At 37.3% G+C, this 23,193-nt stretch carries 23 protein-coding genes; 19 read left to right on the top strand and 4 right to left on the bottom strand.

All coding sequences use genetic code 11. The annotated features are described in order from the left end of the window. The first annotated feature begins 32 nt into the window (after positions 1-32). Genes B8977_RS14505 through B8977_RS14480 form a run of 6 tightly spaced genes read left to right on the top strand, consistent with a single transcriptional unit; the run spans position 33 to position 5,270 of the window. Positions 33-359, top strand: a complete 327-nt coding sequence (locus B8977_RS14505) for a helix-turn-helix domain-containing protein (protein ID WP_002978487.1) — start codon at positions 33-35, stop codon at positions 357-359. A 2-nt stretch (positions 360-361) separates the two neighbouring features. Then, on the top strand, positions 362-1,417 hold the full coding sequence (gene dcm / locus B8977_RS14500; protein ID WP_084019009.1) for a DNA (cytosine-5-)-methyltransferase: 1,056 nt from the start codon (positions 362-364) through the stop codon (positions 1,415-1,417). 1 nt (position 1,418) lies between these two features. Continuing rightward, positions 1,419-2,867, top strand: coding sequence for a restriction endonuclease (locus B8977_RS14495; protein WP_084019008.1), 1,449 nt, complete (start codon positions 1,419-1,421; stop codon positions 2,865-2,867). Between the two features lie 8 nt (positions 2,868-2,875). After that, positions 2,876-3,637, top strand: a complete 762-nt coding sequence (locus B8977_RS14490) for a DNA methyltransferase (RefSeq protein ID WP_002978482.1) — start codon at positions 2,876-2,878, stop codon at positions 3,635-3,637. Between the two features lie 30 nt (positions 3,638-3,667). Continuing rightward, on the top strand, positions 3,668-4,258 hold the full coding sequence (locus B8977_RS14485) for a hypothetical protein (protein WP_002978481.1): 591 nt from the start codon (positions 3,668-3,670) through the stop codon (positions 4,256-4,258). Then, positions 4,251-5,270 carry a Kiwa anti-phage protein KwaB-like domain-containing protein gene (locus B8977_RS14480; RefSeq protein WP_002978479.1) on the top strand — a complete coding sequence of 340 codons (1,020 nt, stop codon included), beginning with the start codon at positions 4,251-4,253 and terminating at the stop codon, positions 5,268-5,270. The genes B8977_RS14485 and B8977_RS14480 overlap by 8 nt, the downstream gene beginning before the upstream one ends. A 78-nt stretch (positions 5,271-5,348) precedes the next feature. Here the strand turns inward: B8977_RS14480 and B8977_RS14475 are convergent, their stop codons facing one another. The 4 genes from B8977_RS14475 to B8977_RS15140 are packed head-to-tail and all read right to left on the bottom strand — an operon-like array spanning position 5,349 to position 7,440. Then, a complete protein-coding gene (locus B8977_RS14475) occupies positions 5,349-5,984 on the bottom strand; it encodes a hypothetical protein (protein WP_034735089.1) in 636 nt (211 codons plus the stop codon). An 11-nt stretch (positions 5,985-5,995) separates the two neighbouring features. After that, the gene (locus B8977_RS14470) at positions 5,996-6,445 is read right to left on the bottom strand and encodes a DUF3408 domain-containing protein (RefSeq protein WP_013632628.1); all 450 of its coding nucleotides are present in this window, start codon (positions 6,443-6,445) and stop codon (positions 5,996-5,998) included. 4 nt (positions 6,446-6,449) lie between these two features. After that, positions 6,450-7,217: a ParA family protein gene (locus B8977_RS14465; protein ID WP_013632629.1), complete on the bottom strand. Its 768-nt coding sequence runs from the start codon at positions 7,215-7,217 to the stop codon at positions 6,450-6,452. Positions 7,218-7,251: 34 nt separating this feature from the next. Continuing rightward, positions 7,252-7,440, bottom strand: a complete 189-nt coding sequence (locus B8977_RS15140) for a hypothetical protein (protein WP_123842502.1) — start codon at positions 7,438-7,440, stop codon at positions 7,252-7,254. Between the two features lie 545 nt (positions 7,441-7,985). Between B8977_RS15140 and mobA the strand changes: the two genes are divergently transcribed. From mobA to B8977_RS14395, 13 genes are all read left to right on the top strand, one after another. Then, a complete protein-coding gene (gene mobA / locus B8977_RS14455; protein ID WP_084019006.1) occupies positions 7,986-8,417 on the top strand; it encodes a conjugal transfer protein MobA in 432 nt (143 codons plus the stop codon). An 8-nt stretch (positions 8,418-8,425) separates the two neighbouring features. Then, entirely contained in the window at positions 8,426-9,712 is a 1,287-nt protein-coding gene (mobB, locus tag B8977_RS14450; RefSeq protein ID WP_084019005.1) for a conjugal transfer protein MobB, read from the top strand. Positions 9,713-9,812: 100 nt separating this feature from the next. After that, positions 9,813-11,813, top strand: a complete 2,001-nt coding sequence (gene mobC, locus B8977_RS14445) for a conjugal transfer protein MobC (protein ID WP_084019004.1) — start codon at positions 9,813-9,815, stop codon at positions 11,811-11,813. Between the two features lie 149 nt (positions 11,814-11,962). Then, positions 11,963-12,337 carry an ArsR/SmtB family transcription factor gene (locus B8977_RS14440; RefSeq protein ID WP_084019003.1) on the top strand — a complete coding sequence of 125 codons (375 nt, stop codon included), beginning with the start codon at positions 11,963-11,965 and terminating at the stop codon, positions 12,335-12,337. Beyond that, positions 12,334-12,936 carry a mercuric transport protein MerTP gene (merTP, locus tag B8977_RS14435; RefSeq protein ID WP_084019002.1) on the top strand — a complete coding sequence of 201 codons (603 nt, stop codon included), beginning with the start codon at positions 12,334-12,336 and terminating at the stop codon, positions 12,934-12,936. The genes B8977_RS14440 and merTP overlap by 4 nt, the downstream gene beginning before the upstream one ends. Continuing rightward, on the top strand, positions 12,936-13,142 hold the full coding sequence (locus B8977_RS15225; protein ID WP_084019001.1) for a GDCCVxC domain-containing (seleno)protein: 207 nt from the start codon (positions 12,936-12,938) through the stop codon (positions 13,140-13,142). The genes merTP and B8977_RS15225 overlap by 1 nt, the downstream gene beginning before the upstream one ends. Positions 13,143-13,221: 79 nt before the next feature. Beyond that, positions 13,222-13,560 (top strand): hypothetical protein, encoded by a 339-nt coding sequence (locus B8977_RS14425; RefSeq protein WP_072885930.1) that lies wholly within the window; start codon positions 13,222-13,224, stop codon positions 13,558-13,560. 6 nt (positions 13,561-13,566) lie between these two features. Continuing rightward, positions 13,567-13,974: a Fur family transcriptional regulator gene (locus B8977_RS14420; RefSeq protein ID WP_084019000.1), complete on the top strand. Its 408-nt coding sequence runs from the start codon at positions 13,567-13,569 to the stop codon at positions 13,972-13,974. Positions 13,975-14,032: 58 nt separating this feature from the next. Beyond that, positions 14,033-14,359: a DUF6660 family protein gene (locus B8977_RS14415; protein WP_084018999.1), complete on the top strand. Its 327-nt coding sequence runs from the start codon at positions 14,033-14,035 to the stop codon at positions 14,357-14,359. Between the two features lie 252 nt (positions 14,360-14,611). Further along, positions 14,612-18,979, top strand: a complete 4,368-nt coding sequence (locus B8977_RS14410) for a CusA/CzcA family heavy metal efflux RND transporter (protein ID WP_084018998.1) — start codon at positions 14,612-14,614, stop codon at positions 18,977-18,979. Between the two features lie 6 nt (positions 18,980-18,985). Continuing rightward, positions 18,986-20,272 carry an efflux RND transporter periplasmic adaptor subunit gene (locus tag B8977_RS14405; RefSeq protein WP_084018997.1) on the top strand — a complete coding sequence of 429 codons (1,287 nt, stop codon included), beginning with the start codon at positions 18,986-18,988 and terminating at the stop codon, positions 20,270-20,272. A 165-nt stretch (positions 20,273-20,437) separates the two neighbouring features. Beyond that, positions 20,438-20,884: a methyltransferase family protein gene (locus tag B8977_RS14400; protein ID WP_198418292.1), complete on the top strand. Its 447-nt coding sequence runs from the start codon at positions 20,438-20,440 to the stop codon at positions 20,882-20,884. Further along, entirely contained in the window at positions 20,884-22,920 is a 2,037-nt protein-coding gene (locus tag B8977_RS14395; protein ID WP_084018996.1) for a heavy metal translocating P-type ATPase, read from the top strand. Before B8977_RS14400 ends, B8977_RS14395 begins: the two co-directional genes overlap by 1 nt. Positions 22,921-23,193 lie beyond the last annotated feature (273 nt).

Here is a 23,193-nt window from a genome sequence, read left to right as displayed (position 1 = left end):
GCCAAAAGTGTCAAGAAATAAATTTCAAGATTATGAAAGAAACATTTGGCGAATATATTCACAAGCTAAGATTAGATAATGGTTTAACATTAACTAAACTTGCGGCTGCATTAGACATAGACCAATCTACCTTATCAAAAATTGAAAACGGTAAAAGAAATGTACCTGCTGAAATAATACCGAAACTTTCAGCATTTTTCAGTCTTGACTTAAAAAAATTAGAACACGAGTATCTAAGCGAAAGAATTGCAGAATTAATTTATCCGGAGGAGGAAACTCAAAAGCTATTTTTAGCTGCTGAGGAGAAAGCAAAATATATGAGAATTAAAAACCAACATCAAAGTACACTCAAGTTTTAATTATGGTAGGAGCATCATTATTTTCAAGTGCAGGCATAGCAGAAACTTACTTTGAAGAAGTAGGAATTAATATTATCGCTGCTAACGAATTGGTTCAGGAAAGAGCTGACCTATATCAGGCATTGTATCCAAATTCTAAAATGATTGCAGGTAGCATTTTAGACGAGAAGATTTTTAAAACACTCGTAGAAAGTACCCCTGAAAAATTAGACTTTCTAATTGCTTCACCACCTTGTCAAGGAATGAGTGTTGCAGGAAAAAATCGGAATATTGAGCAAATGCTTAAAGATGAAAGGAATTATCTTGTTTTTAAAATAATTGATTTCATTAAATTAAAATCTCCCGATTTTGTACTGATAGAAAATGTACCAACATTTTTTAAGATGGTTTTGCCATACCAAAATCAACATTTAAAAGTAATAGAGATTTTAAATCTATTATTCGGCAAAGAATACAAAATTGAAGCTAATGTGTATGATGCTTCTGAATATGGTGTTGCTCAAAGACGGACAAGAGCAATCATAAAATTGTACCGAAAAGACAAAAAATGGGGACAACCTATAAAGTCTGAAAAGCAAATAACAGTCGAAGAAAAGATTGGTTTTTTACCAAGTATTGAGGCAGGAGAACAGTCAAAAATAAAATGGCATTTTGCCCGAAAACATTCGGATAATCACGTACTGTGGATGAAGCATACCCCAACAGGAAAAACTGCTTTTGAAAATGAAGAATACTTTCCTATAAAATCTAATGGAGAAAAAATAAAAAGTTACAATACCACATACCGACGAATTAAATGGGATGAACCCGCTCCCACCATTACAATGCGAAATGATGCAATCAGTTCACAATTGAATGTGCATCCAGGAAGAAAATTAAAAAACGGAACTTATTCTGATGCAAGAGTTTTAACACCTTTGGAGTTAATGTTGTTGTCCTCTCTTCCACAAAATTGGAATATCCCGGATAATACACCTGAATTACTTATTAGAAAATGTATTGGAGAATGTATTCCGCCTTTGTTAATTAAAAATATTGTTGCTCAAATAAATCAATAATATGACTTTACGAATTGATAGTAAGAAATGGATTTTATACAGACATACAAGAGATTTTGAAAAACTTTGTGTTGTTGCTGAATTTTTGAAGTCATACACCAAGACAGGAATTTCAAAAGATGAGAAAGCGCAATTAAATTCAAAGTTAAGTGAGTTAGGTTTGTATAGCGAAAGAAATCCTGAATTACCGCTTGATGCGATAAACCATAAAATCAATCAGCTTTCATATTATATGTTTGGCTACCAAGCCAAGGTTGATGGGCAAGACCGTTTTTTATTTAGTCCGCTTGGAAACTTATTTTTGAAAAACGTTGGGGATAAAGAGAAAATAGCCAAAATATTTCTTACAATGCTTTGGGCTGTACAATATCCCCATCCACATAGCGGAACGGATAGCGAATTTCAGCTTTATCCATTTCGTTTGATTTATAAATTGCTTTCAGAACCAAAACTATCTAACAAACTTTATGCTTTTGAGGTTGCGTACGTTGTTGTGTTTCTCAAAGAAGCTACTCAAAAAACATATGATGTCTTAATAAATGAATTATTAGCATTAAGAAAGTTTTCAGATGAAGAAATTGCTCAAAAATTTCAAGAAGACAGACACGCTTATGTGAACTCTGCTTATGAATGGGATTATTACGTTTCAAGTCTGTTTGAAAGTGCAGGTGTATTGAACAAACGAGAGGGAATTGTTATAACCAAACTACAACACGGAACAACCAATACTTTTAGGAAAATAACAAGAAACGAGGTTGCAATTCCTGAAAATTTAAAACAGTTAGTTCAGCAATTAGAAAATGAATATTCTTTTTTAGCAAAGCCTCTGTTGCTTAACGACCCTGAACGTTTGAAAATTGATGTTATTAAGGAAATTTACAGTTTTTACCCTAAGACACTTTTAGTTGAAATTGGCGAAGTAGCTGATGATATAAAATTTGAATTGCTTAATCTTCCGAAAATTATAGAACAATACGCAAACAATAACGAAGGAGCGGAAGCATATCTTTTTGAAGATGCTTTGACAGATGGTTTCAATATGTTCTACAATATAGAAGCCGAAAAAGTAGGCGGAGCAGGAAACACTGATTTGGAATGCCTGTATATTCCTAAAAAGAAAAAATTCGCCGTTGATGCCAAGTCGACCAAAAACAAACTTTCGGGTGTAAATGCTGGAAGATTAGAAGGGCACCGAGAAAAAATTGGGGGAGCTTACACAATTGTAGTTACGCCAAGATATGTTCCAGCGGTACTTCAAGATATTCGCACAAGTCCGATTGTAATTATTCGGGCAAACACTTTTTCGGAATATTTATACAACTGTATTGATAATGACGTGAGAGAAATTGACTACGAAGATTTTGATAATATCATCGTCAATAATCTTGGAAAAGACATCAGTAAAAACATTTCGGACCTGACTATTTCAAGGTTTGCAGCAAAAAATTAAAACTTACGATGATTACAATTACGAGAGAAAATAATATGGAATTAATGGCAAGATATCCAGACAACTATTTTGACCTTGCCATAGTCGACCCACCTTATGGGATTTTAAACAAAACAAAAAGAGGTGGCGACTACAAATTTAATATGGATGAGTACAGTCAATGGGATGTAAAACCCAATGATGATTACTTTAATGAGTTACTTCGGGTTTCAAAAAATCAGATTATTTGGGGAGGAAACTATTTCGGACAACTTTGGCTAAAAAGCGAATACAACAAAGGGTTTATTATTTGGGATAAAAACCAACCCGAAACATTGAATAATTTTTCAATGGCAGAAATGGCTTGGTCATCATTAGACAAGCCTTCAAAAATTTTCAGATTTAGTGTAAGAAAAAATAGAAATAAAATCCACCCAACACAAAAACCAGTAGAGCTTTACGAATGGCTTTTGAAAATGTATGCTAATCAAGGAGATAAAATCTTAGATACTCATTTGGGAAGTGGAACAATTGCAATTGCGTGTTATAATGCAGGATTGAGTTTGACAGCTTGCGAAATTAGCGAAACCTACTATTTAAAAGCATTAGATAAGATAAAGGAAGTCATTCCCGAAAGTGCAATCCATACGAATGATTTAGATGCTTTTTCTCTGACATTTCCCGAGCAAACAAAATCGAAAAACGGATTATATAAACAATATCAAGAACAGGTAGAACAATTGAGATTATTTAAAGAAGAACGAGCAAAGTACTATGCAGGTGTGAGATAGTTCCCATATAGCCATCTCCAAAATAATGTAATGAAAAAAGTAAAACTAAATAATATCGCAATTTTTGTGTTGTTCATTACATCATATATTCCGTTGTTTGGATTATTGATTTTGCGACAAGTCAAGCAAAATATTGATTATTTGAATTTTGGAGGTTTTAGTCAAGAAAGTGTATTTCTGGCTTTAGCAAAATTTGGGTTAAGCGTTTTTCTTTTTCTTACTGCAATATTCGGTTATATAGGGCTAAAATTTTTATTGATAAATTTAGATATAAAAAAATCAAATGGAGAGCTTGTAAAAGTCGTTGAAGTAGAAAACAAGAATAGTGAAAGCATCAGTTACATCTCAACTTACATTGTTCCCTTCATCTTCCAAGACACAAATAACTTATTTGACATTACGTCGATTTTCATTGTCTTGATAATCATATTTTTCATTTATACAAAATCAAATATGATTGTAATAAATCCAATATTGAGTATTACTCATACCCTTTACCAAATTGATTACAACAAGAAGAGCCAAACAAAAAAAGCTCTTTTGATAACAAAAGATGAAGATTTGGAAAGCGGGCAAGAAATAAAAATAAACTTAATTACGAAAAATATTTATTATGGATAAATCCATTTTGGTCGATATAATTGGTCAGGCAAGTGCGGAAAACTTAAAGATGTATTTTGTCACTCGTATTCTCAAAGAAGGAATGAAAGCTAACGCACGTGTTTTGGAAAAGTTTGACTTTAAAGTTTATCAGATAGAGATTACGGATGAAGTAAGAAACTATCTTTATGAACTTTCATTGAAACAGTTCAAAAAAATTCAGGATAATGAAGATTTAAACTTTTTCGATTATGATGTCATAGCTGACGAAACAGAACATCTGTTTACTTATCAAATGCAGAATAAAGTTGGCTCTTTTTCAGACGTTGTTTATAACCAATTAAACCAAAGCCCACCGAAAATCACAGATTTAAACGATATACTCCAAGATGAAACTCTTTGGGCATATTGTGTCGAGTTTGAAATTGACAGTAATAAATCTTTTTATACATTTAGAAAAATATCCCCCGGAAAAGTAGGAGTGGAAAAGGAAAAAGACGGAGAAAAGAAAAGCTTAGGCAGTCAGATAAGGACTTTTTTTGACACCAATACCAATACACTTTCATTGCTAAAAAGCGATACTGTTTATTTAGACAAACAAATAGATTGTATCTTTTATGAAGAAACTTTTTACGTATTGAAGAAATTTTACTTTGAGCAACTTGTCGGATTACAAGAAGAATATAAGAAGAGAGCGGAAGACGTAGCAACATCAATATCTAAACATCAGTGTTTTGGAGATATTAAGCTTCTAACTGATAAAATAGAAACAAAAGCTTCTATTCATAAAAAGTTGATGAAGTTGGAAAAATTAGGAAATCTAAATTCTTTAACTTCTAAAAACATAAAAAAGTTGGAAACATTGGGTAAAAAGAAAAAAGCACCGATAAACTTAAAAGATGGTAAAATCCAATTTGAAACGGAAGAAGATATAGATAATGTGGTCAAACTATTATGTGACTATTTCAAAACTGGAGATTATTCAGGTAAGCCCTACGGAACATACGCAGGTAAGTTACAAGTGACGGAATAATGTTGTCATTTCTCACAAGAGGCATAATAAGATAATGTCACACTAATACGCAGTTATACTCCTAAAAAAAAGGGAAGTCTATACAAACTCCCCAATGTCAAAATCACCCAAATCACTTTTCCGCAAGGTGGAAGAACCGTCGTCGCTTTCAGATGAAAGTGTGCTATCCAAAAGCTCGGCAATTTTTCGGGAAGCACCCTCAATGGAATTTTCCAGTAAGCTGAATAATTCGGTTCCCTGTAATTTCTGAACTATGGCTACCGCTGTTTCCTTTTGAGCCTGTTCCAAATTCTCTTTTTGGAGCAATGCCCCTACGGAGCTTAGTTCGTCGTAGGTAACCCCTTGGGCAAAACCGTTATCGCCACCGGATATTCCGTACCTGTTCCATTCTTCTTCCTCTTCCTCCAAATCAGGCATATTGCTGAAAACTTCGTCCAGTTCTTCCTGCGGAATTTGAATGCTGACGTTTTCGTTTTCGTCGTATTCAATGTCTAAATTATCAGGGTTTATCTCCTGTTCCGTTATTTGGCTTTCATTGGCAGTGTTTGGCACTGAAAGGCTTCTTACTGGCTTGGGTTGCCCCATAATATCGGGCAGGTTCGGGTTAACTTTTTCCTGTTTGGACTTTTGCTCCGACCTTTTATGAATGACAATCTTATCCTGCAAAAGCAGGACAATGACTATCAGCAGGCAAATCACAATTACTATTTCCATAATCAGATGCTTTAAAAAATGGGTTTAAACTTTTCGTTGAAATCATCGGTAATGGCTTTTTCAAACATTTCAAAATGATGTTCCAGTATGTTATCGAGATAGGCATACAGGGGTATAGCATCTTTACCAATGACCTGTACAATACGGGATAAGCGTTCGTGGTATTCCTGCCGGATATAGATACTTTTATCGCCCCGCTTTGTCATCGAATGGGTTTTCAAAAAGTGTTCGCCGTAGCTTCCGTCAAGGCTCTTCTTGGTACGGTTTCTTTCCCTTTGTACAGGTTTGCTTTGTGGTAATTCATCCTGCCTTACCTCGTTTTGTATTTCTTCCTTTTCCTGCTCTTCGGCAGGTTCAGGCGGTAGCTGCAAACCGTCCTTTTTAACGCCGTCTACCATCAGGTTCATCATCAGCTCTTCGTTAATGTCCGGCGTAACTTTACGTTTATTATCTTTTTCCATAGCACTACGATTGAATGATGTTTAAAAATTCGCTGATGAACAGGTCTAACTGGCAGGCTTTCATCAAACGCTCATCGGGTGGCATTATCGTAGAACGGAAAACTGTTTTGCTGTCCACTTCACTTTCCTTGCGAAAACGGGTGCTGTTCTTGATTTGGCTTTGCATCAGGCTTAACCCCAGTTGCCCGATAAGCTGATTATACACGTCATATAAGGGCGTGCTTTCCCTGCCGTCCACCTGGTTCCAAAACAGGTTAATGCTTTGTATGGAAGTTTCGCCTTTTTTCATAATTACATCCTGTAAAAGCTGTGTGAAGATGAGCGTACTTTCCATTACCACACGGTCTGCCGTGATGGGCGTGAAAATGTGGTGCATACCTGCCAATGCTTTCAGAATTCCGGGCGTGTTCACGGTTCCGGGCAGGTCGAAGAACAGCACATCAAGCGGAACAGGGGAAGTGTTTACAAATTCGTGCGCCGCATCGAGTACGCTATCCGCTTTGTGCTGCATAATGGGATAGGCTTTTTTATTGATGGTGGTAAACTGCTTATATGCCAGTTTTTTCAACGCCTCATTTTCCATTACCATTGCCAAATCACGGGTTTTCATTTTCATCAGGCTGTGCTGCGGAAAATCCGCATCAAAAACGGCTACGTTGTAGCCCAACCGATAGTGCATCGTACTGGCGACAAGCGTGGTAAATGTGCTTTTGCCAACACCGCCTTTTTGAGAAGAAAAAGCGACAAACAGAGGTTTCTTTCTTGTGTCCATATTTTTAAAATTTAAAGTTTACATCTTACTGTTTTCAGTCTTGCAGGCTTTCAGCCGTGCAGTCCTGATTTCGTGCTGTCTTTCTTGCAGGATAGCTATCAGGCTTGCCTGCGGGAATTGCTGATTGCCTGCTTTCCTGCTGTACAGCAGCAATGCTTTCATTCAGGCATCCTATCAGGCGTGATTGCGTTCTTGCATTCGTTCCGTCCGTCATTCTATCCATCACGCAGGCTTGATTGTCTGATAGCAGGCTGTCACGCTTTCCGTCATTCCTGCGCTCTTGGTTTCTTGCATTCCTGCAATCTTGCAGGCAGGATAACCTGCCATCTTGAATGTATGCCGTCTGCTCGTCCTGAAGCACGGGCTGCCTGCCTGCCTGCCTGTCAACATTCAGGGGCAAAGAACTCATCAAATTCAATCGGTTGTATAGCGGTGGCAGTGTTTGGCGTTCAGAGGCAGCATTTGGCACTGTGTCACAGTGCAACGCTATCGTAAACAGGGCTTTACTTTGTATTGTGATTTTTATTAACGGATTTATGCAAAAGTCTTTTGACATATCAGGGGGTAACGGGAACGGCAACGAGCCGTTTTTCCCTGTTACATTCAATCCGTCCCGCAGGGCGGATTTTTGTGTTCACCGGAACACGGCAAGTTGTGTTTTGAGCATCTCGGAATGATTTCCGATGCTCAAAACAACTTGCCCTTTGCAGGGGGCAGAAAACACCTTCCAAAGTCAGGGTTTTGTATGGATTTTAAAATGGATTAGTGATGAACGATAACAACAAAAAGCAATTGAAAAAGACCGGACGTCGCCCCAAAGAAGACCCGGCGACCATCCGCTATACGATTTCCTTTAACGAGCAGGAACACGCCCATTTTCTTGCCCTGTTTGATAAATCAGGTATGCAGGTAAAGGCTCATTTCATAACGTCCTGCATCTTTGACAAGACCATAAAAACCATTCAGATTGACAAGGGAACGGTTGATTTTTATATGCGGCTGACCTCTTTTCACAGCCAGTTCCGCTCCATAGGTGTAAACTATAACCAGATTGTAAAGCTGTTGTACAAGAATTTTTCGGAGAAAAAAGCCGCAGCGTTCCTGTACAAATTGGAAAAACAAACGGCTGAAATGGCGATGCTATGCCAAAAAATCATTCAGATAACCGAAGAATTTGAAGCAAAGAACCTGAAAAAATAGCAGTACAGATGATAGCAAAGATTGGCAGAAGCGGGAATTTATACGGTGCATTGGCGTACAATCAGCTCAAAGTAGAGAATGAAAACGGGAAAATTCTGTTCGCAAATAAGATAATCGAAACGCCAACTGGAGCATATACTGTTGCACAATTAGCACAATCTTTTGCACCTTACCTGATTGCCAACCGCAATACGGAAAAGCATACGTTGCATATTTCGCTCAATCCCGACCCGAAAGATAAGGTTAGCGATGACAGGTTTCGGCAAATGGCGGAAGAATATATGCGGGAAATGGGCTACGGCGAACAGCCTTTTGTGGTATTCAAACATACCGATATCGACCGCAGCCATATACACATTGTATCGGTTTGCGTGGACGAGCAGGGCAAAAAGATTTCGGACAAATTCGAGAAAATGCGGTCTATGAATGTGTGCCGTGAACTGGAAAGACAACACGGCTTGATACCCGCAACCGATAAAGAACACAAGCAGAACGACAAGATTTTCCGTCCGGTAGGTTATCGGGCTGGCGATGTAAAAAGCCAAATTGCTTCCGTCGTTCGCCACTTGCCGAACTATTACCAATACCAAACTTTAGGCGAATACAATGCTTTGCTTTCCCTGTTCAATATTACCACCGAAAAGGTAGAGGGCGAATTGCAGGGAAAAATGCAGCAAGGCTTATTGTATATTCCGCTAAATGAAAAAGGCGAAAGAGCCGGGCATCCGTTCAAGGCTTCGCTGTTCGGAAAAAGCGCAGGGCTTCCGGCTTTGGAATTGCATTTTGCGAAATGCAAAACGGCTTTGAAAGACAGCCCAACCAAACAGACCCTAAAATCTGCCGTTACTATTGCCCTGAAAACCACGAGCGCTGAACAGGCTTTTAAGAAGCAATTAGCGGAACAGGGCATTAACGTTGTGGTTCGTAGAAATGACACAGGGCGTATTTACGGAATAACTTTTATTGACCACAATTCTAAAACGGTTTGGAATGGTTCAAGATTGGAAAAAGAACTTTCTGCCAATACCTTTAATGATTATTGGAACAATAACATCAAACCAGATATTAAAGAACCTGCCGTTTTAGAACCCAAACTGTCCACATCAAATGATGCGGATCTTCCTGCGGAAGAACCACACCATTTGTTTGACTTCTTAGCTATTGACAAACACGAAGACGGCTTGATTGAAGCATTGGGCGGCTTACTGTCCGAAACCCAGGGCGACGATTACGAAGAACAGGACTTTGCCAATAAGATGAAGAAGAAACGCAAACGTCAAAGAGGGCAGAAATAATATTTAGCCAAATACTGCCACACAACGCCACAGACTGCCACATTCTTATAGCCACTCCATAGAGCCTTTAAATTCAGGCCCGAACATTAAACTTAAAATAATGCAGGGAGAAGACGATTTAAGAGGACTTGCCAAGATAATGGCTTTTATGCGGGCTGTCAGTATTCTTTTGGTGCTGATGCACCTTTATTGGTTCTGCTACGGTTTCTTTTTAGAACGTGGTTGGACGTTGGAAGTAATCAACAAGATATTAGTCAATTTCGACCGGACGGCGGGTTTGTTTTCACATACCCTTTACACCAAAGCATTCGCTTTGGTTTTACTGGCTTTAAGTTGCTTAGGAACAAAGGGCGTAAAAAATGAGAAAATAACCTGGTCTAAAATTTACGTGGCGTTGGGCGTTGGCTTTGTGCTGTTCTTTCTAAACACACCGTTGCTAAAGTTATTTCCGGCAACAGGCACATTCCTATATATCCTTACTATCTCATTAGGCTATATCGCTTTGCTGATGGCAGGTGTATGGATGAGCCGCTTGCTCCGCACTAATCTGATGGACGATGTTTTCAATAACGAGAACGAGAGCTTTCAACAGGAAACCAAGCTGATGGAAAACGAGTATTCCGTCAACCTGCCCACCAAATTTTACTACAAAGGCAAATGGAACAACGGTTGGATAAACATTGTAAATCCTTTCAGGGCATCAATCGTGTTGGGTACTCCGGGTTCAGGTAAATCTTATGCAATCGTAAATAACTACATCAAGCAGCAGATAGAGAAAGGCTTTAGTATGTACATTTACGATTTCAAGTTTGATGACCTTTCAACCATTGCCTACAATCATCTACTGAAGCACAGGGACAAGTACAAAGTTCAGCCGAAATTTTACGTGATAAATTTCGACGACCCACGCAAGAGCCACCGTTGCAATCCACTCAATCCCGATTTTATGACGGACATTTCTGATGCCTACGAAGCGGCTTACACCATAATGCTGAACCTCAACAGGTCGTGGATACAGAAGCAAGGGGATTTTTTCGTGGAAAGCCCAATCATTCTTTTAGCTGCCATTATTTGGTATCTGAAAATCTACGAAGATGGTAAGTATTGTACGTTCCCACACGCCATTGAATTACTGAACAAAAAGTATTCGGACGTATTCACGATTTTAACCTCGTACCCTGATTTGGAAAATTATTTATCGCCCTTTATGGATGCTTGGCAAGGTGGAGCGCAAGACCAATTACAGGGACAGATTGCATCGGCAAAAATTCCTTTGTCAAGAATGATTAGTCCACAGTTATATTGGGTAATGACTGGCGATGATTTTTCATTGGACATCAACAATCCTAAAGAACCAAAAATTTTGTGCGTGGGTAATAATCCCGACCGTCAAAATATCTACTCCGCAGCTTTGGGCTTGTACAATTCAAGGATTGTAAAGCTGATTAATAAAAAGGGACAGCTTAAAAGTTCCGTTATCATAGATGAGTTGCCTACGATTTATTTCAGGGGGCTGGATAATCTTATAGCAACGGCGAGAAGTAATAAGGTGGCGGTATGCCTAGGATTTCAGGATTTTTCGCAATTAACAAGGGATTACGGCGACAAAGAGAGTAAGGTAATACAAAATACAGTCGGTAATATATTCAGTGGTCAAGTGGTTGGCGAAACAGCAAAGAGCCTATCGGAACGCTTCGGTAAGGTATTGCAGAAACGCCAAAGTATGACGATTAACCGCAATGATAAATCAACTTCTATTTCCACACAGTTAGACAGCCTTATTCCAGCTTCCAAAATTTCAACGCTTACACAGGGTATGTTCGTGGGTTCTGTATCGGATAACTTTGATGAACGTATCGAGCAAAAGATATTTCACGCCGAAATTGTGGTGGATAATGAAAAGGTAGCAGCAGAAAGCAAAGCCTATCAGCAAATACCGCAAATCTTATCTTTTGTGAATGAGCAGAGCGAGGATAAGATGAAGCAGGAAATTGAAAGTAATTATAAACAAATAAAAGCAGACATCCTGAATATTGTTTCAAGTGAAATGGAGCGCATCAAGAATGACCCGAACTTACAGCATTTGGTACAGAAAGAATGATTATACTAAATATTTTTGTGATGTCTCTGTTAATATATTGTTAGAAGAATTGAAAGAAACGGCACCATTACATCAACATATAAAATACCAAATTTTAATACTTATATTTTAGCATTTGCTTAAATAAGAAAATTAGCTATATTTGCATTATGGATAATACTTCTTGCATAAGACAACAGGCTGACATTAAACAAATCAATCGCTGTAAAGAACGAGTTTCAGAACTCCACGGCTCGTTTGACTATTTGTCGAACGGACTTGAGTTGACGGGAAACAATGTAAGACTGAAAATTCTGTTTCTTCTTTTTGAAGAAAAACGACTTTGTGTTTGTGATTTAAGCGATATTCTTGGTATGACAATTTCAGCAATTTCTCAGCACTTGAGAAAACTCAAAGACCGAAAGCTTATTGAAACCGAAAGAGAAGCGCAAACCATTTTTTACTCGTTGACGAAAGAGTATGAAAAAATGTTGGAACCATTTTTTAAAATACTTGACGACAACAAAATTTTAGAAACAATATGAAAACGGACAACAAACTAATCGGGACTGGACTTTTGACAGCAATTGTAGCTTCATTGTGTTGCATTACACCTATTTTAGCTCTCATAGCAGGGACGAGCGGACTTGCTTCAAACTTTTCCTGGCTCGAACCTTTCCGACCATATTTTATCGGTTTAACAATTTTAGTAATTGGTTTTGCTTGGTATCAAAAGTTGAAACCGCAAAAGAAAATTGACTGTAAATGTGAAACAACTGAAAAAATAAATTTTATGCAAACAAAATCATTTTTAGGAATTATTACCCTTGTGGTGGCTTTACTTTTATCATTTCCAATTTACGCTCACATCTTTTTTCCAAAGCCCGAAAACAAAACAATTATTACCCAAAGTTCCAAAATTCAGAAAGTTGAGTTTACAATTAAAGGAATGACTTGTTCAGGTTGTGAACATCATATTAAAACAGAGGTTAGCAAACTAAAAGGAATTATCGAAGTTGTCGTTTCCTATGAGAAAGGCAACGCTATTGTCAAGTTTGATAATAAGCAAACCCGTATTGCTGAAATCGAAAAAGCTATCAATTCGACAGGTTATAAATCACTAGAAAGTAAAGTTATATCATAATGGAAATTAAATTACAATCAATAATAACTTGCCCAAAATGTGGGCACAAAAAAGAGGAAACAATGCCAGTTGATGCTTGTCAGTATTTTTATGAATGTGAAAATTGCAAAACAAGGTTAAAACCACTACAAGGCGACTGCTGTGTGTATTGTAGCTATGCCAGTGTTCCTTGTCCACCAATACAACAGGATAAAAAATGTTGCTAAATAGAACGCATTTTATAGAAATCACATAAAAAATCGGTAGGTTTTACTAATTATTTGTAAACACTTATAAAAATAACTTATGCTATCAACAGAAAAAACATTATCAGAGGTAATTGAAATATTAAGACTAAGAGGTTATACCGAAGATTTTAACCTATTGGAAGAAAATATCTCATACAAAATAGGAGGCGAAAAGGTCAATTTAAGTGACATAGTTATTGATAAAATTTATCGTTTTACAGGACTGAATGACTTGGAAGATGAAGCTATCTTGTATGCGATGAGAAACCAAAAAGACGGAGCAAAAGGGATTTTCGTAAATGGCTATGGCACGTACTCCGACAGTGTATCGAACAGCATCATAGAGCAAATAGCAGTTAACGAAGATGACAAGGATGATTGGACAATAGAAATTTGAATTAGAATGACTGAATTAGAAAATGTTTTACAACAAAGAAATATAAAACCTACCGCAATGCGCTTGTTGGTGGCAGAAAAATTGATGCAGCAACAATACGCCATCAGTCATAAAGAATTGGCAGAACAGTTCGAAAATGCAGATAATGTCACTTTGTTTAGAACTTTAAAAACATTTTTAGAGCACAAACTTATCCATACAATCGATGATGGAACGGGTGTTGTAAAATATGCACTTTGCCAATCCGGCTGCAGTTGTAATCCTTCGGAGCAGCACACGCATTTCCATTGCTCACAATGCAAACGAACTTTTTGCCTTACAGATGCAGAAATTCCCAACATCAATATTCCTCTAAACTTCAAATTAGAAGGTATCAATTTGGTGCTTAAAGGAAGGTGTGACAGATGCAATTAAAATAATCTGAAACTTTGCAATCCGATTGCACAAATTATTTTTCTATATTTGTACCCTAATGAAATGGTTTCTCACAATATGGACTTTTTACCTGATGGTACTCGCAGCGTTGCCTTGCAGCGATGCAAGCAATCAGTGTGAAGATACCGTTCCTAAATTTGAAACCGCCCAATCTCACGACCATAACCAGGATAGCGACGACAATTGTAGTCCTTTTTGCTATTGCAGTTGTTGCAGTGTAAGCATCGGGTCTTTTAATTTCAAGCCTTTTGAAATCAAGCAACCTAAACTTGCTTTCGTTACTAAAAAAATCACAATCCGTGATTACACCTTAATTTCCCGCTACCAAGGAAATATCTGGAACCCACCCAAGTTTAATGTTTAATTTTTACAGATTTTCCAAATGCTGTTGATGGCTGATGTTTAGCCTTAACTGATGATGCTCCTGTCATTCATTTTATAATGATATGTGCAATCCATTTAAGTTTTCCTGTTTGTTTCAGATAAATCCATAAAGCTTTTGCTTTTGTGATAATAGGCAAATAGTACGTTTTCCATTCCATAGACATTCATAAATCTGTTGGCTGCTTACCACAAGTGGCAAGTATATTTTTTGTAAAATATTAAACAGAAATACGTGTTAGATAACATTATAAAATTCAGTATCAAGAACAAGCTTGTCGTTGGTATAATGACCTTGTTGCTCATTATTTGGGGAGTGTGGAGCGCCACAAAATTACCCATTGATGCCGTACCCGATATTACTAATAATCAGGTACAAATAATTACGGTTTGTCCCACATTGGCGGGGCAAGAAGTAGAACAATTAGTAACTTTTCCTATTGAACAAAGTATTGCCAATATTCCAGATTTAGAAGAAACACGGAGCATTTCGAGGTTTGGTTTGTCGGTAATTACGGTTGTATTTAAAGACAATGTAGATATTTATTTTGCCCGGCAATTAATCAATGAAAAATTAAAAGAAGCCGAAGAGAAAATCCCGAAAGGAATTGGTACGCCGGAACTGGCTCCCGTAAGTACAGGTTTGGGCGAAGTGTATCAATACATCATCCATCCCAAAAAAGGAAGCGAGAAAAAATACGATGCCAAAGAATTGCGCACAATGCAGGATTGGATTGTAGCCCGACAATTGTACGGAACACCAGGAATTGCCGAAGTCAATAGCTTCGGTGGCGAGCTGAAACAATATGAAGTAGCCGTGAACCCGAACCGCCTTAGAGCAATGGGTGTAAGTGTTACTGATATTTTTACGGCATTAGAAAAAAACAATCAAAATACAGGCGGTGCCTACATTGATAAAAAACCAAATGCTTATTTCATTCGTGGAATTGGCTTGGTTACTTCTTTAGATGATGTAAAAAATATCAGTGTAAAAAATGACGGTGGCAGTATTCCTATTTTTATTAAAGATGTAGCCGATGTAAGATTTGGAAGTGCGGTAAGATATGGCGCAATGACTTATAACGGCGAAGTAGATGCAGTGGGCGGTGTGGTAATGATGCTGAAAGGCGAAAACAGTAACGAGGTTGTCAATCGTATCAAAGAAAAACTACCCGTTATTCAAAAATCTTTACCCGATGATATTATCATTGAACCTTATTTAGACCGCACCGATTTAGTAGGCAGAGCAATGAGTACCGTAGAAAAAAACCTGATAGAGGGTGCATTGATTGTCATCTTTGTATTGGTTATTTTCTTGGGAAATTTCAGAGCGGGATTGATTGTCGCTTCCGCTATTCCTTTAGCGATGCTATTTGCTTTAGCCTTGATGAATGTCTTTGGCGTGAGTGCCAATTTAATGAGTTTGGGTGCGATAGATTTTGGTTTAATTGTAGATGGTGCGGTAATTATTGTAGAAGCCACTTTGCATCATTTGGGTTTAAGAAAATCTAAGCAAAAACTTACACAATTGGAAATGGATAACGAAGTTTTTACATCCGCTTCTAAAATCCGTAGCAGTGCAGCTTTTGGCGAAATCATTATCTTAATCGTTTACATTCCTATCTTGACGTTGGTAGGTGTTGAAGGAAAAATGTTCCGTCCTATGGCGCAAACAGTAGGTTTTGCAATATTTGGCGCATTGATTTTATCCCTTACTTATATTCCGATGATGTGTGCTTTGTTTTTATCTAAAAAGCCGATGCACAAAGAAACCATTTCAGATAAAATGATGAATTGGTTGCAAAAAATGTATCAGCCTTTATTAGAAAAAGCCATCAAAATAAAATATTGGTTAGTGGGCATAACCGTTGCTGTATTTGCTTTTACACTATTTCTATTTGGCAGAATGGGTGGCGAATTTATACCACAATTGCAGGAAGGCGATTTTGCCTTTCACTGCATTTTACCACAAGGAAGTTCATTAAGCCAAAGTATCGAAACATCAATGCAAGCTTCAAGAATTATTAAAGAATTTGATGAAGTAAAAATGGTGGTCGGTAAAACAGGAGCAGCAGAAGTACCCACCGACCCAATGCCACCCGAGGCAACCGATATGATGATTTTGCTGAAACCTCAAAGCGAATGGAAAAGTGGCAGAACTTACGATGAATTAGCAGATGCCATTAATGAAAAATTAGAAGCAATACCTGGAGTATTTTTTGAAAAAAACCAACCGATACAAATGCGTTTCAATGAATTGATGACAGGCATTCGACAAGATGTGGCAGTAAAAATATTCGGAGAAAATTTAGATACATTGGCGTTGAATGCCGATAAAGTAAGCAAAGTTATTCAAACCGTAGAAGGTGCTACAGCTCCACAAGTAGAACGTGTAAGCGGATTACCACAAATTAATGTAGAATATGACCGAACTCGTTTAGCCAATTACGGCATTAATGTAGAAGACGTAAACAACGTTGTAAGTACCGCCTTTGCAGGGAAAAGTGCAGGTGTGGTTTTCGAAAATGAAAGAAGATTTGATTTGGTGGTTCGGTTAGATAGTATTCACAGAAGCAGTATTGAAGATGTAAATAATTTAATGATACCAACTTCCACAGGCAATCAAATTCCGTTATCACAAGTTGCTACGATTGATTATAAATTAGGTCCGGCGCAAATAAGTCGTGAAGCAGGAAAAAGAAGAATTGTAATCGGGTTCAACGTTGCAGGCAGAGATGTGCAAAGTGTGGTTGAAGAAATTCAACAAAAATTAAATGCACAGGTAAAATTACCACCAGGTTATTATTTCACTTACGGCGGTCAGTTTGAAAATCTGAAAGAAGCCAGCAATAGATTAATGATAGCCGTTCCTATTTCCTTGTTATTAATTTTTGTGTTGCTCTATTTCACGTTCCGTTCCTTTAAGCAAGCAGGTTTAATATTTACCGCAATTCCGATGAGCGCCATTGGTGGCGTATTGGCTTTAATGCTTCGTGGAATGCCTTTCAGCATCAGTGCAGGAATTGGTTTTATCGCCTTGTTTGGTGTAGCCGTTCTTAACGGAATTGTATTGATAGGCACTTTCAACCAATTGGAAAAAGAAGGAATAAAAGATGTTTTCAAACGAGTAATCGAAGGAACAAAAATAAGACTTCGACCTGTATTGATGACGGCAACCGTTGCGAGCTTAGGATTTTTACCGATGGCACTAAGTAGCAGTGCAGGTGCAGAAGTTCAAAAACCTTTAGCAACCGTAGTAATCGGTGGTTTGGTTACGGCAACTTTCCTTACGCTGTTCGTTCTGCCTTTACTCTACATCATTTTCAATTCAAAAATTAATTTAAAAAGAAAACCCAAAGTGAAACCTATTGCAACTATCATTGTATTGCTTCTGTCATTAACAGGCTTTACAGCAAATGCACAAACACAGCATTTATCAAGTGTTGATGATGCGATAAATATTGCGCTTCAAAATAATCAAGCCATTAAAGCTTCAGATTTAGAAATTGATGCCAGCAAAGCGTTGAAAAAAACAGCCGGAGAATTACCTAAGTTGGATATTAATGCACAGTTGGGACAGTACAACAGCACCAAATTCGACCAGTCTTTTCAGGTGTCACAAACCATTCCTTTTCCGTCATTATTCGGAGCAAAAAAGGAGTTGATTAATGCTGAAATTAAAGGTAAAGAATTGCAGAAGAACTTGAGTGTTTTAGAATTAAAAAACCAAGTACGTACTTATTATTATCAAATTTTGTACTTGCAACACAATCAAAAACAACTACAGGAATTAGACAGTTTGTACAACAATTTCATAGGCATTGCAAAGCTTCGTTACAAAACCGGCGATACCAAAAAAGTGGACATCAGTACGGCAGAAGCCAAGAAAGGCGAAATCAATTTGTTATTAAAACAAAATGAAGTTTTCTTAAATAATGCCGTTGCCAATCTGAAAACATTGATGAATACGAAAGAAGATTTTACCATATCAGGAAATGGAAATTTTCAGCCTTTACAAATTTCAAATTTGTTGGATAATGATGCAGTAGCCAATCATCCTGCTATTCAATCTTTGTATCAGGAAGCAGTTATTGCGGAAAAAACCAAAAAAGTAGAACGGGCACAAGGTTTACCCGATTTTACGATTGGGTATGTCAATCAGTCTTTAATTGGTTTTCAAAATGTGAATGGAGCTGAGAAGTTTTTCAATGGCGGAAACCGGTTTAATTCTGTAAACATCGGCATTGCAATTCCCATTACTTACGGTGCTACCAAAGCCCGAATAAAATCTTTGGATTATAGAAAGCAAGCAGCCGAAGCCAATGCACAACAGCAACAGAGAACGTTGGCAACGCAAATGCAAAATGCTTTGTTGCAATACCAGCAGGATATGAAGCAGTTCAATTATTTTCAGCAAGAAGCTTTGCCTAATGCTAAAGAAATTGTTTCAGCAGCACAATTAGGTTACAAAACAGGCGACATCGGTTATGTAGAATATCTTTTTGCCTTGCAAACCGCAACCGATATTCAGTTGAATTACCTCAAAAGTATTCAGCAGGTCAACCAATCTGTAATCAATATTTATTCATTCATCAATCAATAAGTACAAATGAAATTCAATATAAAAAAAATCACGTTGATGACAGCCATAGCTGTTTTACTATTTGCTTTTTCTGCCTGTAAAAATGATAAGAAAGCAGAAGATAAATCTGCCGAAACCAAAACTGCAGGAAAAGAAGAAGCACCACACGAGGAAGAAACGCCAACCATTGCCACACTTACCGAAGAACAAATAAAAACGGTAGGCATACAATTAGGCACCATTGAACACAAGGAATTAACAGCAACCATCAAAGCAAACGGAAATCTGAAAGTTCCCAATAACAATAAAGCCAACGCCACTTCTTTGTATGGCGGTGTGATAAGAACACTGAAAGTTCAAATTGGAGATTATGTAAGAAAAGGTCAGGTTATTGCAACCATTGCCAATCCGCAGTTCATCCAATTGCAGGAAGAATATTTGAGTACAGCAAGCAGAATTACGTTTGCAGAACAGGAATTAGCAAGGCAAAAAGAACTGAATGAAGGCAATGCAGGTGCAAAGAAAAATCTGCAAAGTGCTACTGCCGAATTAAGCAGTTTAAGAACCCGCAGAGCTTCCTTGCAACAGCAGATACAATTAATGGGCATCAATCCAGGTTCGGTATCAAACGGAAATTTAAAATCCGCATTGGTCGTAACCAGTCCGCTGAATGGTACGGTTAGCAACGTTTTTGCCAAAATTGGAAGTTATGTAGATGTTTCTTCGCCGGTTATCGAAATTGTAGATAACAGTTCATTGCATTTAGATTTACAGGTGTTTGAAAAAGATTTACCACAGGTAAAAGTTGGACAAACTATTCATTTTACTTTAACCAATAATCCTACTGCTGAGTATGATGCTACAGTTTTCAGCATTGGTTCATCCTTTGAAAACGAGAGCAAAACCATCGCCGTTCATTGTCGTGTAAATGGTAATAAAAGTGGTTTAATTGATGGAATGAATATCACAGGAATTGTAAGCCTTAATAATGTAACAACGCCTGCTGTACCAACTGATGCGATTGTAAATGCCGATGGCAAATACTACATTTTTGTACAAACCAATAAAGAAGCAGAAGCCCATCACGAAGAAGGCGAAAAAGAAGGCGACCACAAAGAGGGCGAAGAAAAAGACCATAAAGAAGATAAAACTGCTAAGAATTTTGAAAAGGTAGAAGTGCTGAAAGGCGTATCTGATATGGGTTACACCGCTGTAACTTTTGTAAATGAAATTCCTGCCAATGCTAAAATTGTAGTTAAAGGTGCGTTTTTCGTCAATGCAAAACTAAGCAATGCAGGTGGTCACGAACATTAAAAATTGAACGCTATGGTTTGGTTAAAATTTTATTTGCCGGTGTATTTGGTGTTGTATATTATGGTAGCTTTTGTGCTACCATAATACCGAACCTACAAGCAAACGGGCATCAATCCCATAACTTTTGGCAAAACAGATATTGCACACGACTATATCGGTTTTGTGATGAAAGTATTGATAGCATTGCTTTTCGTTGCGGTATTCATCTATTCGTTCAGCGATAAAATGTATCAATATTTAGTACCGATTTCTTATTTAATGAAAGACGTGTTTTTAATCATTGCATTAATACTGATACACCTTTCATTACTATGGATTTCAGTAGCGCAATATCAAATGAGTAACAGTTGGCGTGTCGGTATTGATGAAAATAACAAAACCGAATTAATCACAAAAGGATTATTCTCTTACAGCCGGAACCCGATTTTTTTGGGAATGATAATCAGTGTTGCAGGAATATTTTTTATACTACCCAATACACTTACATTTTTCCTGATGCTTACTACCTATATCGTTATTCAAATTCAGATAAGACTGGAAGAAGAGTTTTTGGAAAAACAACACGGAGAACAATATTTAATTTATAAAAAAACAACTAAAAGACTACTCTAATGGAACACAAACATAAATACGATGCACAAGGCAAACAGCTTTGCTGCACACCACAGGAAGAAAAAATATATACCGATGCTAATGCTAAAAAATTATTAGAAAAGCATCACAACAATGACGGTCACAACCACGAACACAGCGATGATGACGGTCACAACCACGGAAGTACCGACAAATCTACCTTTCAAATGTTTTTACCTGCCATTATCAGTTTTGTTTTACTGATGATTGCTATTGCTTTTGATAATTGGCTACCGCAATCCTGGTTTACAGGTTGGGTAAGAATTATTTGGTATGCAATAGCCTATTTACCTGTTGGATTTCCTGTAATTAAAGAAGCATTTGAGAGCATCCGCAAAAGCGATGTATTTTCAGAGTTTTTATTGATGAGCATTGCCACTATCGGAGCTTTCGCCATTGGCGAATATCCCGAAGGTGTTGCCGTTATGCTGTTTTACGCCGTTGGCGAAGTGTTCCAAACATTAGCCGTAACAAGAGCCAAAGCCAACATTAAAACCCTGCTCGACCAAAGACCCGATGAAGTAACGATTTTAGAAAATAACCAACCTAAAACTGTAAAAGCAGCAACTGTAAGCATCGGCAATATCATTCAATTAAAACCCGGAGAGAAATTAGGATTAGATGGCGAATTATTATCCGAAACGGCAGCATTCAACACCGCAGCATTAACTGGCGAAAGCAAACCCGACACCAAAACCAAAGGCGAAACTGTTTTAGCAGGAATGATAAATTTAAACACAGTTGCACAGGTAAAAGTAACCACGGCATATACCGATAGCAAGCTTTCAAAGATTTTGGAATTGGTTCAGAATGCTACTGCACAAAAAGCACCAACAGAGTTATTCATCAGAAAATTCGCAAAAATCTATACACCAATTGTTGTGTTATTAGCAGTGCTTATTACTGTTGTTCCTTACTTTTTTGTTGATAATTATTTGTTCAGTCAATGGTTATACAGAGCATTAGTGTTTTTGGTTATTTCTTGTCCGTGTGCTTTGGTTATCAGTATTCCTTTAGGGTATTTTGGTGGAATTGGTGCCGCTTCAAAAAATGGGATTTTATTCAAAGGAAGTAACTTTTTAGATGTGATTGCAGGTATTCAGAATGTTGTGATGGATAAAACCGGAACAATGACCGAAGGCGTTTTCAAAGTACAGGAAGTTAATTTGAAACCTGAATTAAATAAAGACGAAATTCTGAAATTGGTAAATGCCTTAGAAAGTCAAAGTACACATCCTGTTGCCACAGCCATTCATCAATATGTAGGAGAAATTGACAATTCCCTAAAATTAGAAAACACAGAAGAAATAGCAGGTCACGGTTTAAAAGCCAACGTAAACGGAAAAGAATTATTGGTAGGTAATTTCAAATTGATGGACAAGTTCAATATCAGTTATGATTTAGACCCAAGTACGATTGTTTACACTTTAATCGCCATTGCTTACGATGGAAAATTTGCAGGCTACATTACCATTGCCGACAGTATTAAAGAAGATGCACAGATTACAATTGACAAACTAAAAGCATTAGGCGTAAAAACTACAATGTTGAGCGGAGATAAAAGCACCGTGGTAAAATTTGTTGCCGATAAATTAGGAATTAATAATGCCTTTGGCGATTTATTGCCGGAAGACAAAGTAAATAAAGTAAAAGAAATCAAAGCCAAAAACGAAACCGTAGCATTTGTTGGCGATGGCGTGAATGATGCGCCTGTAGTAGCTTTGAGCGATGTAGGAATTGCAATGGGTGGTTTAGGAAGCGATGCCACTATTGAAACTGCAGATGTTGTAATTCAGGATGATAAACCAAGTAAAATCCCAATGGCAATCAATATCGGAAAGCAAACCAAGAAAATAGTTTGGCAGAATATCATTTTAGCATTTGGTGTAAAAGCTGTCGTTCTCGTTTTAGGAGCAGGTGGTTTAGCCACAATGTGGGAAGCTGTTTTTGCAGATGTAGGTGTAGCATTATTGGCAATTTTGAATGCTGTAAGAATACAGAGGATGAAATTTTAGAATTAAGCTTATTCTAATAATGAATAAAACTAACAATGCATAGGAAAGGCAAAAGTTATCAAAAAGTACCTCCGTACAAAAGATACAAAGCTTCTAAACCCTCAAATGGTAATTTGTTGAAGTCGAAAAAACCTTCGCTCTTTATGATACTTTTTGGGATATTTTTAGCTGTGTGCCTTATTGCTTTGATATACATAAAAATTAGACACTATTATATCTATCACTATCACTAAAAGTGGAATTATAAGTTATCAAGCAAAAACCAAAGTTTCA

This window comes from Moheibacter sediminis (assembly GCF_900176425.1).
Taxonomy (GTDB): domain Bacteria; phylum Bacteroidota; class Bacteroidia; order Flavobacteriales; family Weeksellaceae; genus Moheibacter; species Moheibacter sediminis.
Note: the sequence above shows the minus strand (reverse complement) of the source record. Positions and strands in the feature narration are given on the sequence as shown.

Excerpts from the sequence above, each read along its gene's own strand:
- B8977_RS14505 (WP_002978487.1), top strand. The coding sequence starts at position 33 with ATGAAAGAAACATTTGGCGAATATATTCACAAGCTAAGATTAGATAAT.
- dcm (WP_084019009.1), top strand. The coding sequence starts at position 362 with ATGGTAGGAGCATCATTATTTTCAAGTGCAGGCATAGCAGAAACTTAC.
- B8977_RS14495 (WP_084019008.1), top strand. The coding sequence starts at position 1,419 with ATGACTTTACGAATTGATAGTAAGAAATGGATTTTATACAGACATACA.
- B8977_RS14490 (WP_002978482.1), top strand. The coding sequence starts at position 2,876 with ATGATTACAATTACGAGAGAAAATAATATGGAATTAATGGCAAGATAT.
- B8977_RS14485 (WP_002978481.1), top strand. The coding sequence starts at position 3,668 with ATGAAAAAAGTAAAACTAAATAATATCGCAATTTTTGTGTTGTTCATT.
- B8977_RS14480 (WP_002978479.1), top strand. The coding sequence starts at position 4,251 with ATGGATAAATCCATTTTGGTCGATATAATTGGTCAGGCAAGTGCGGAA.
- B8977_RS14475 (WP_034735089.1), bottom strand. The coding sequence starts at position 5,984 with ATGGAAATAGTAATTGTGATTTGCCTGCTGATAGTCATTGTCCTGCTT.
- B8977_RS14470 (WP_013632628.1), bottom strand. The coding sequence starts at position 6,445 with ATGGAAAAAGATAATAAACGTAAAGTTACGCCGGACATTAACGAAGAG.
- B8977_RS14465 (WP_013632629.1), bottom strand. The coding sequence starts at position 7,217 with ATGGACACAAGAAAGAAACCTCTGTTTGTCGCTTTTTCTTCTCAAAAA.
- B8977_RS15140 (WP_123842502.1), bottom strand. The coding sequence starts at position 7,440 with ATGGATAGAATGACGGACGGAACGAATGCAAGAACGCAATCACGCCTG.
- mobA (WP_084019006.1), top strand. The coding sequence starts at position 7,986 with ATGAACGATAACAACAAAAAGCAATTGAAAAAGACCGGACGTCGCCCC.
- mobB (WP_084019005.1), top strand. The coding sequence starts at position 8,426 with ATGATAGCAAAGATTGGCAGAAGCGGGAATTTATACGGTGCATTGGCG.
- mobC (WP_084019004.1), top strand. The coding sequence starts at position 9,813 with ATGCAGGGAGAAGACGATTTAAGAGGACTTGCCAAGATAATGGCTTTT.
- B8977_RS14440 (WP_084019003.1), top strand. The coding sequence starts at position 11,963 with ATGGATAATACTTCTTGCATAAGACAACAGGCTGACATTAAACAAATC.
- merTP (WP_084019002.1), top strand. The coding sequence starts at position 12,334 with ATGAAAACGGACAACAAACTAATCGGGACTGGACTTTTGACAGCAATT.
- B8977_RS15225 (WP_084019001.1), top strand. The coding sequence starts at position 12,936 with ATGGAAATTAAATTACAATCAATAATAACTTGCCCAAAATGTGGGCAC.
- B8977_RS14425 (WP_072885930.1), top strand. The coding sequence starts at position 13,222 with ATGCTATCAACAGAAAAAACATTATCAGAGGTAATTGAAATATTAAGA.
- B8977_RS14420 (WP_084019000.1), top strand. The coding sequence starts at position 13,567 with ATGACTGAATTAGAAAATGTTTTACAACAAAGAAATATAAAACCTACC.
- B8977_RS14415 (WP_084018999.1), top strand. The coding sequence starts at position 14,033 with ATGAAATGGTTTCTCACAATATGGACTTTTTACCTGATGGTACTCGCA.
- B8977_RS14405 (WP_084018997.1), top strand. The coding sequence starts at position 18,986 with ATGAAATTCAATATAAAAAAAATCACGTTGATGACAGCCATAGCTGTT.
- B8977_RS14400 (WP_198418292.1), top strand. The coding sequence starts at position 20,438 with ATGAAAGTATTGATAGCATTGCTTTTCGTTGCGGTATTCATCTATTCG.
- B8977_RS14395 (WP_084018996.1), top strand. The coding sequence starts at position 20,884 with ATGGAACACAAACATAAATACGATGCACAAGGCAAACAGCTTTGCTGC.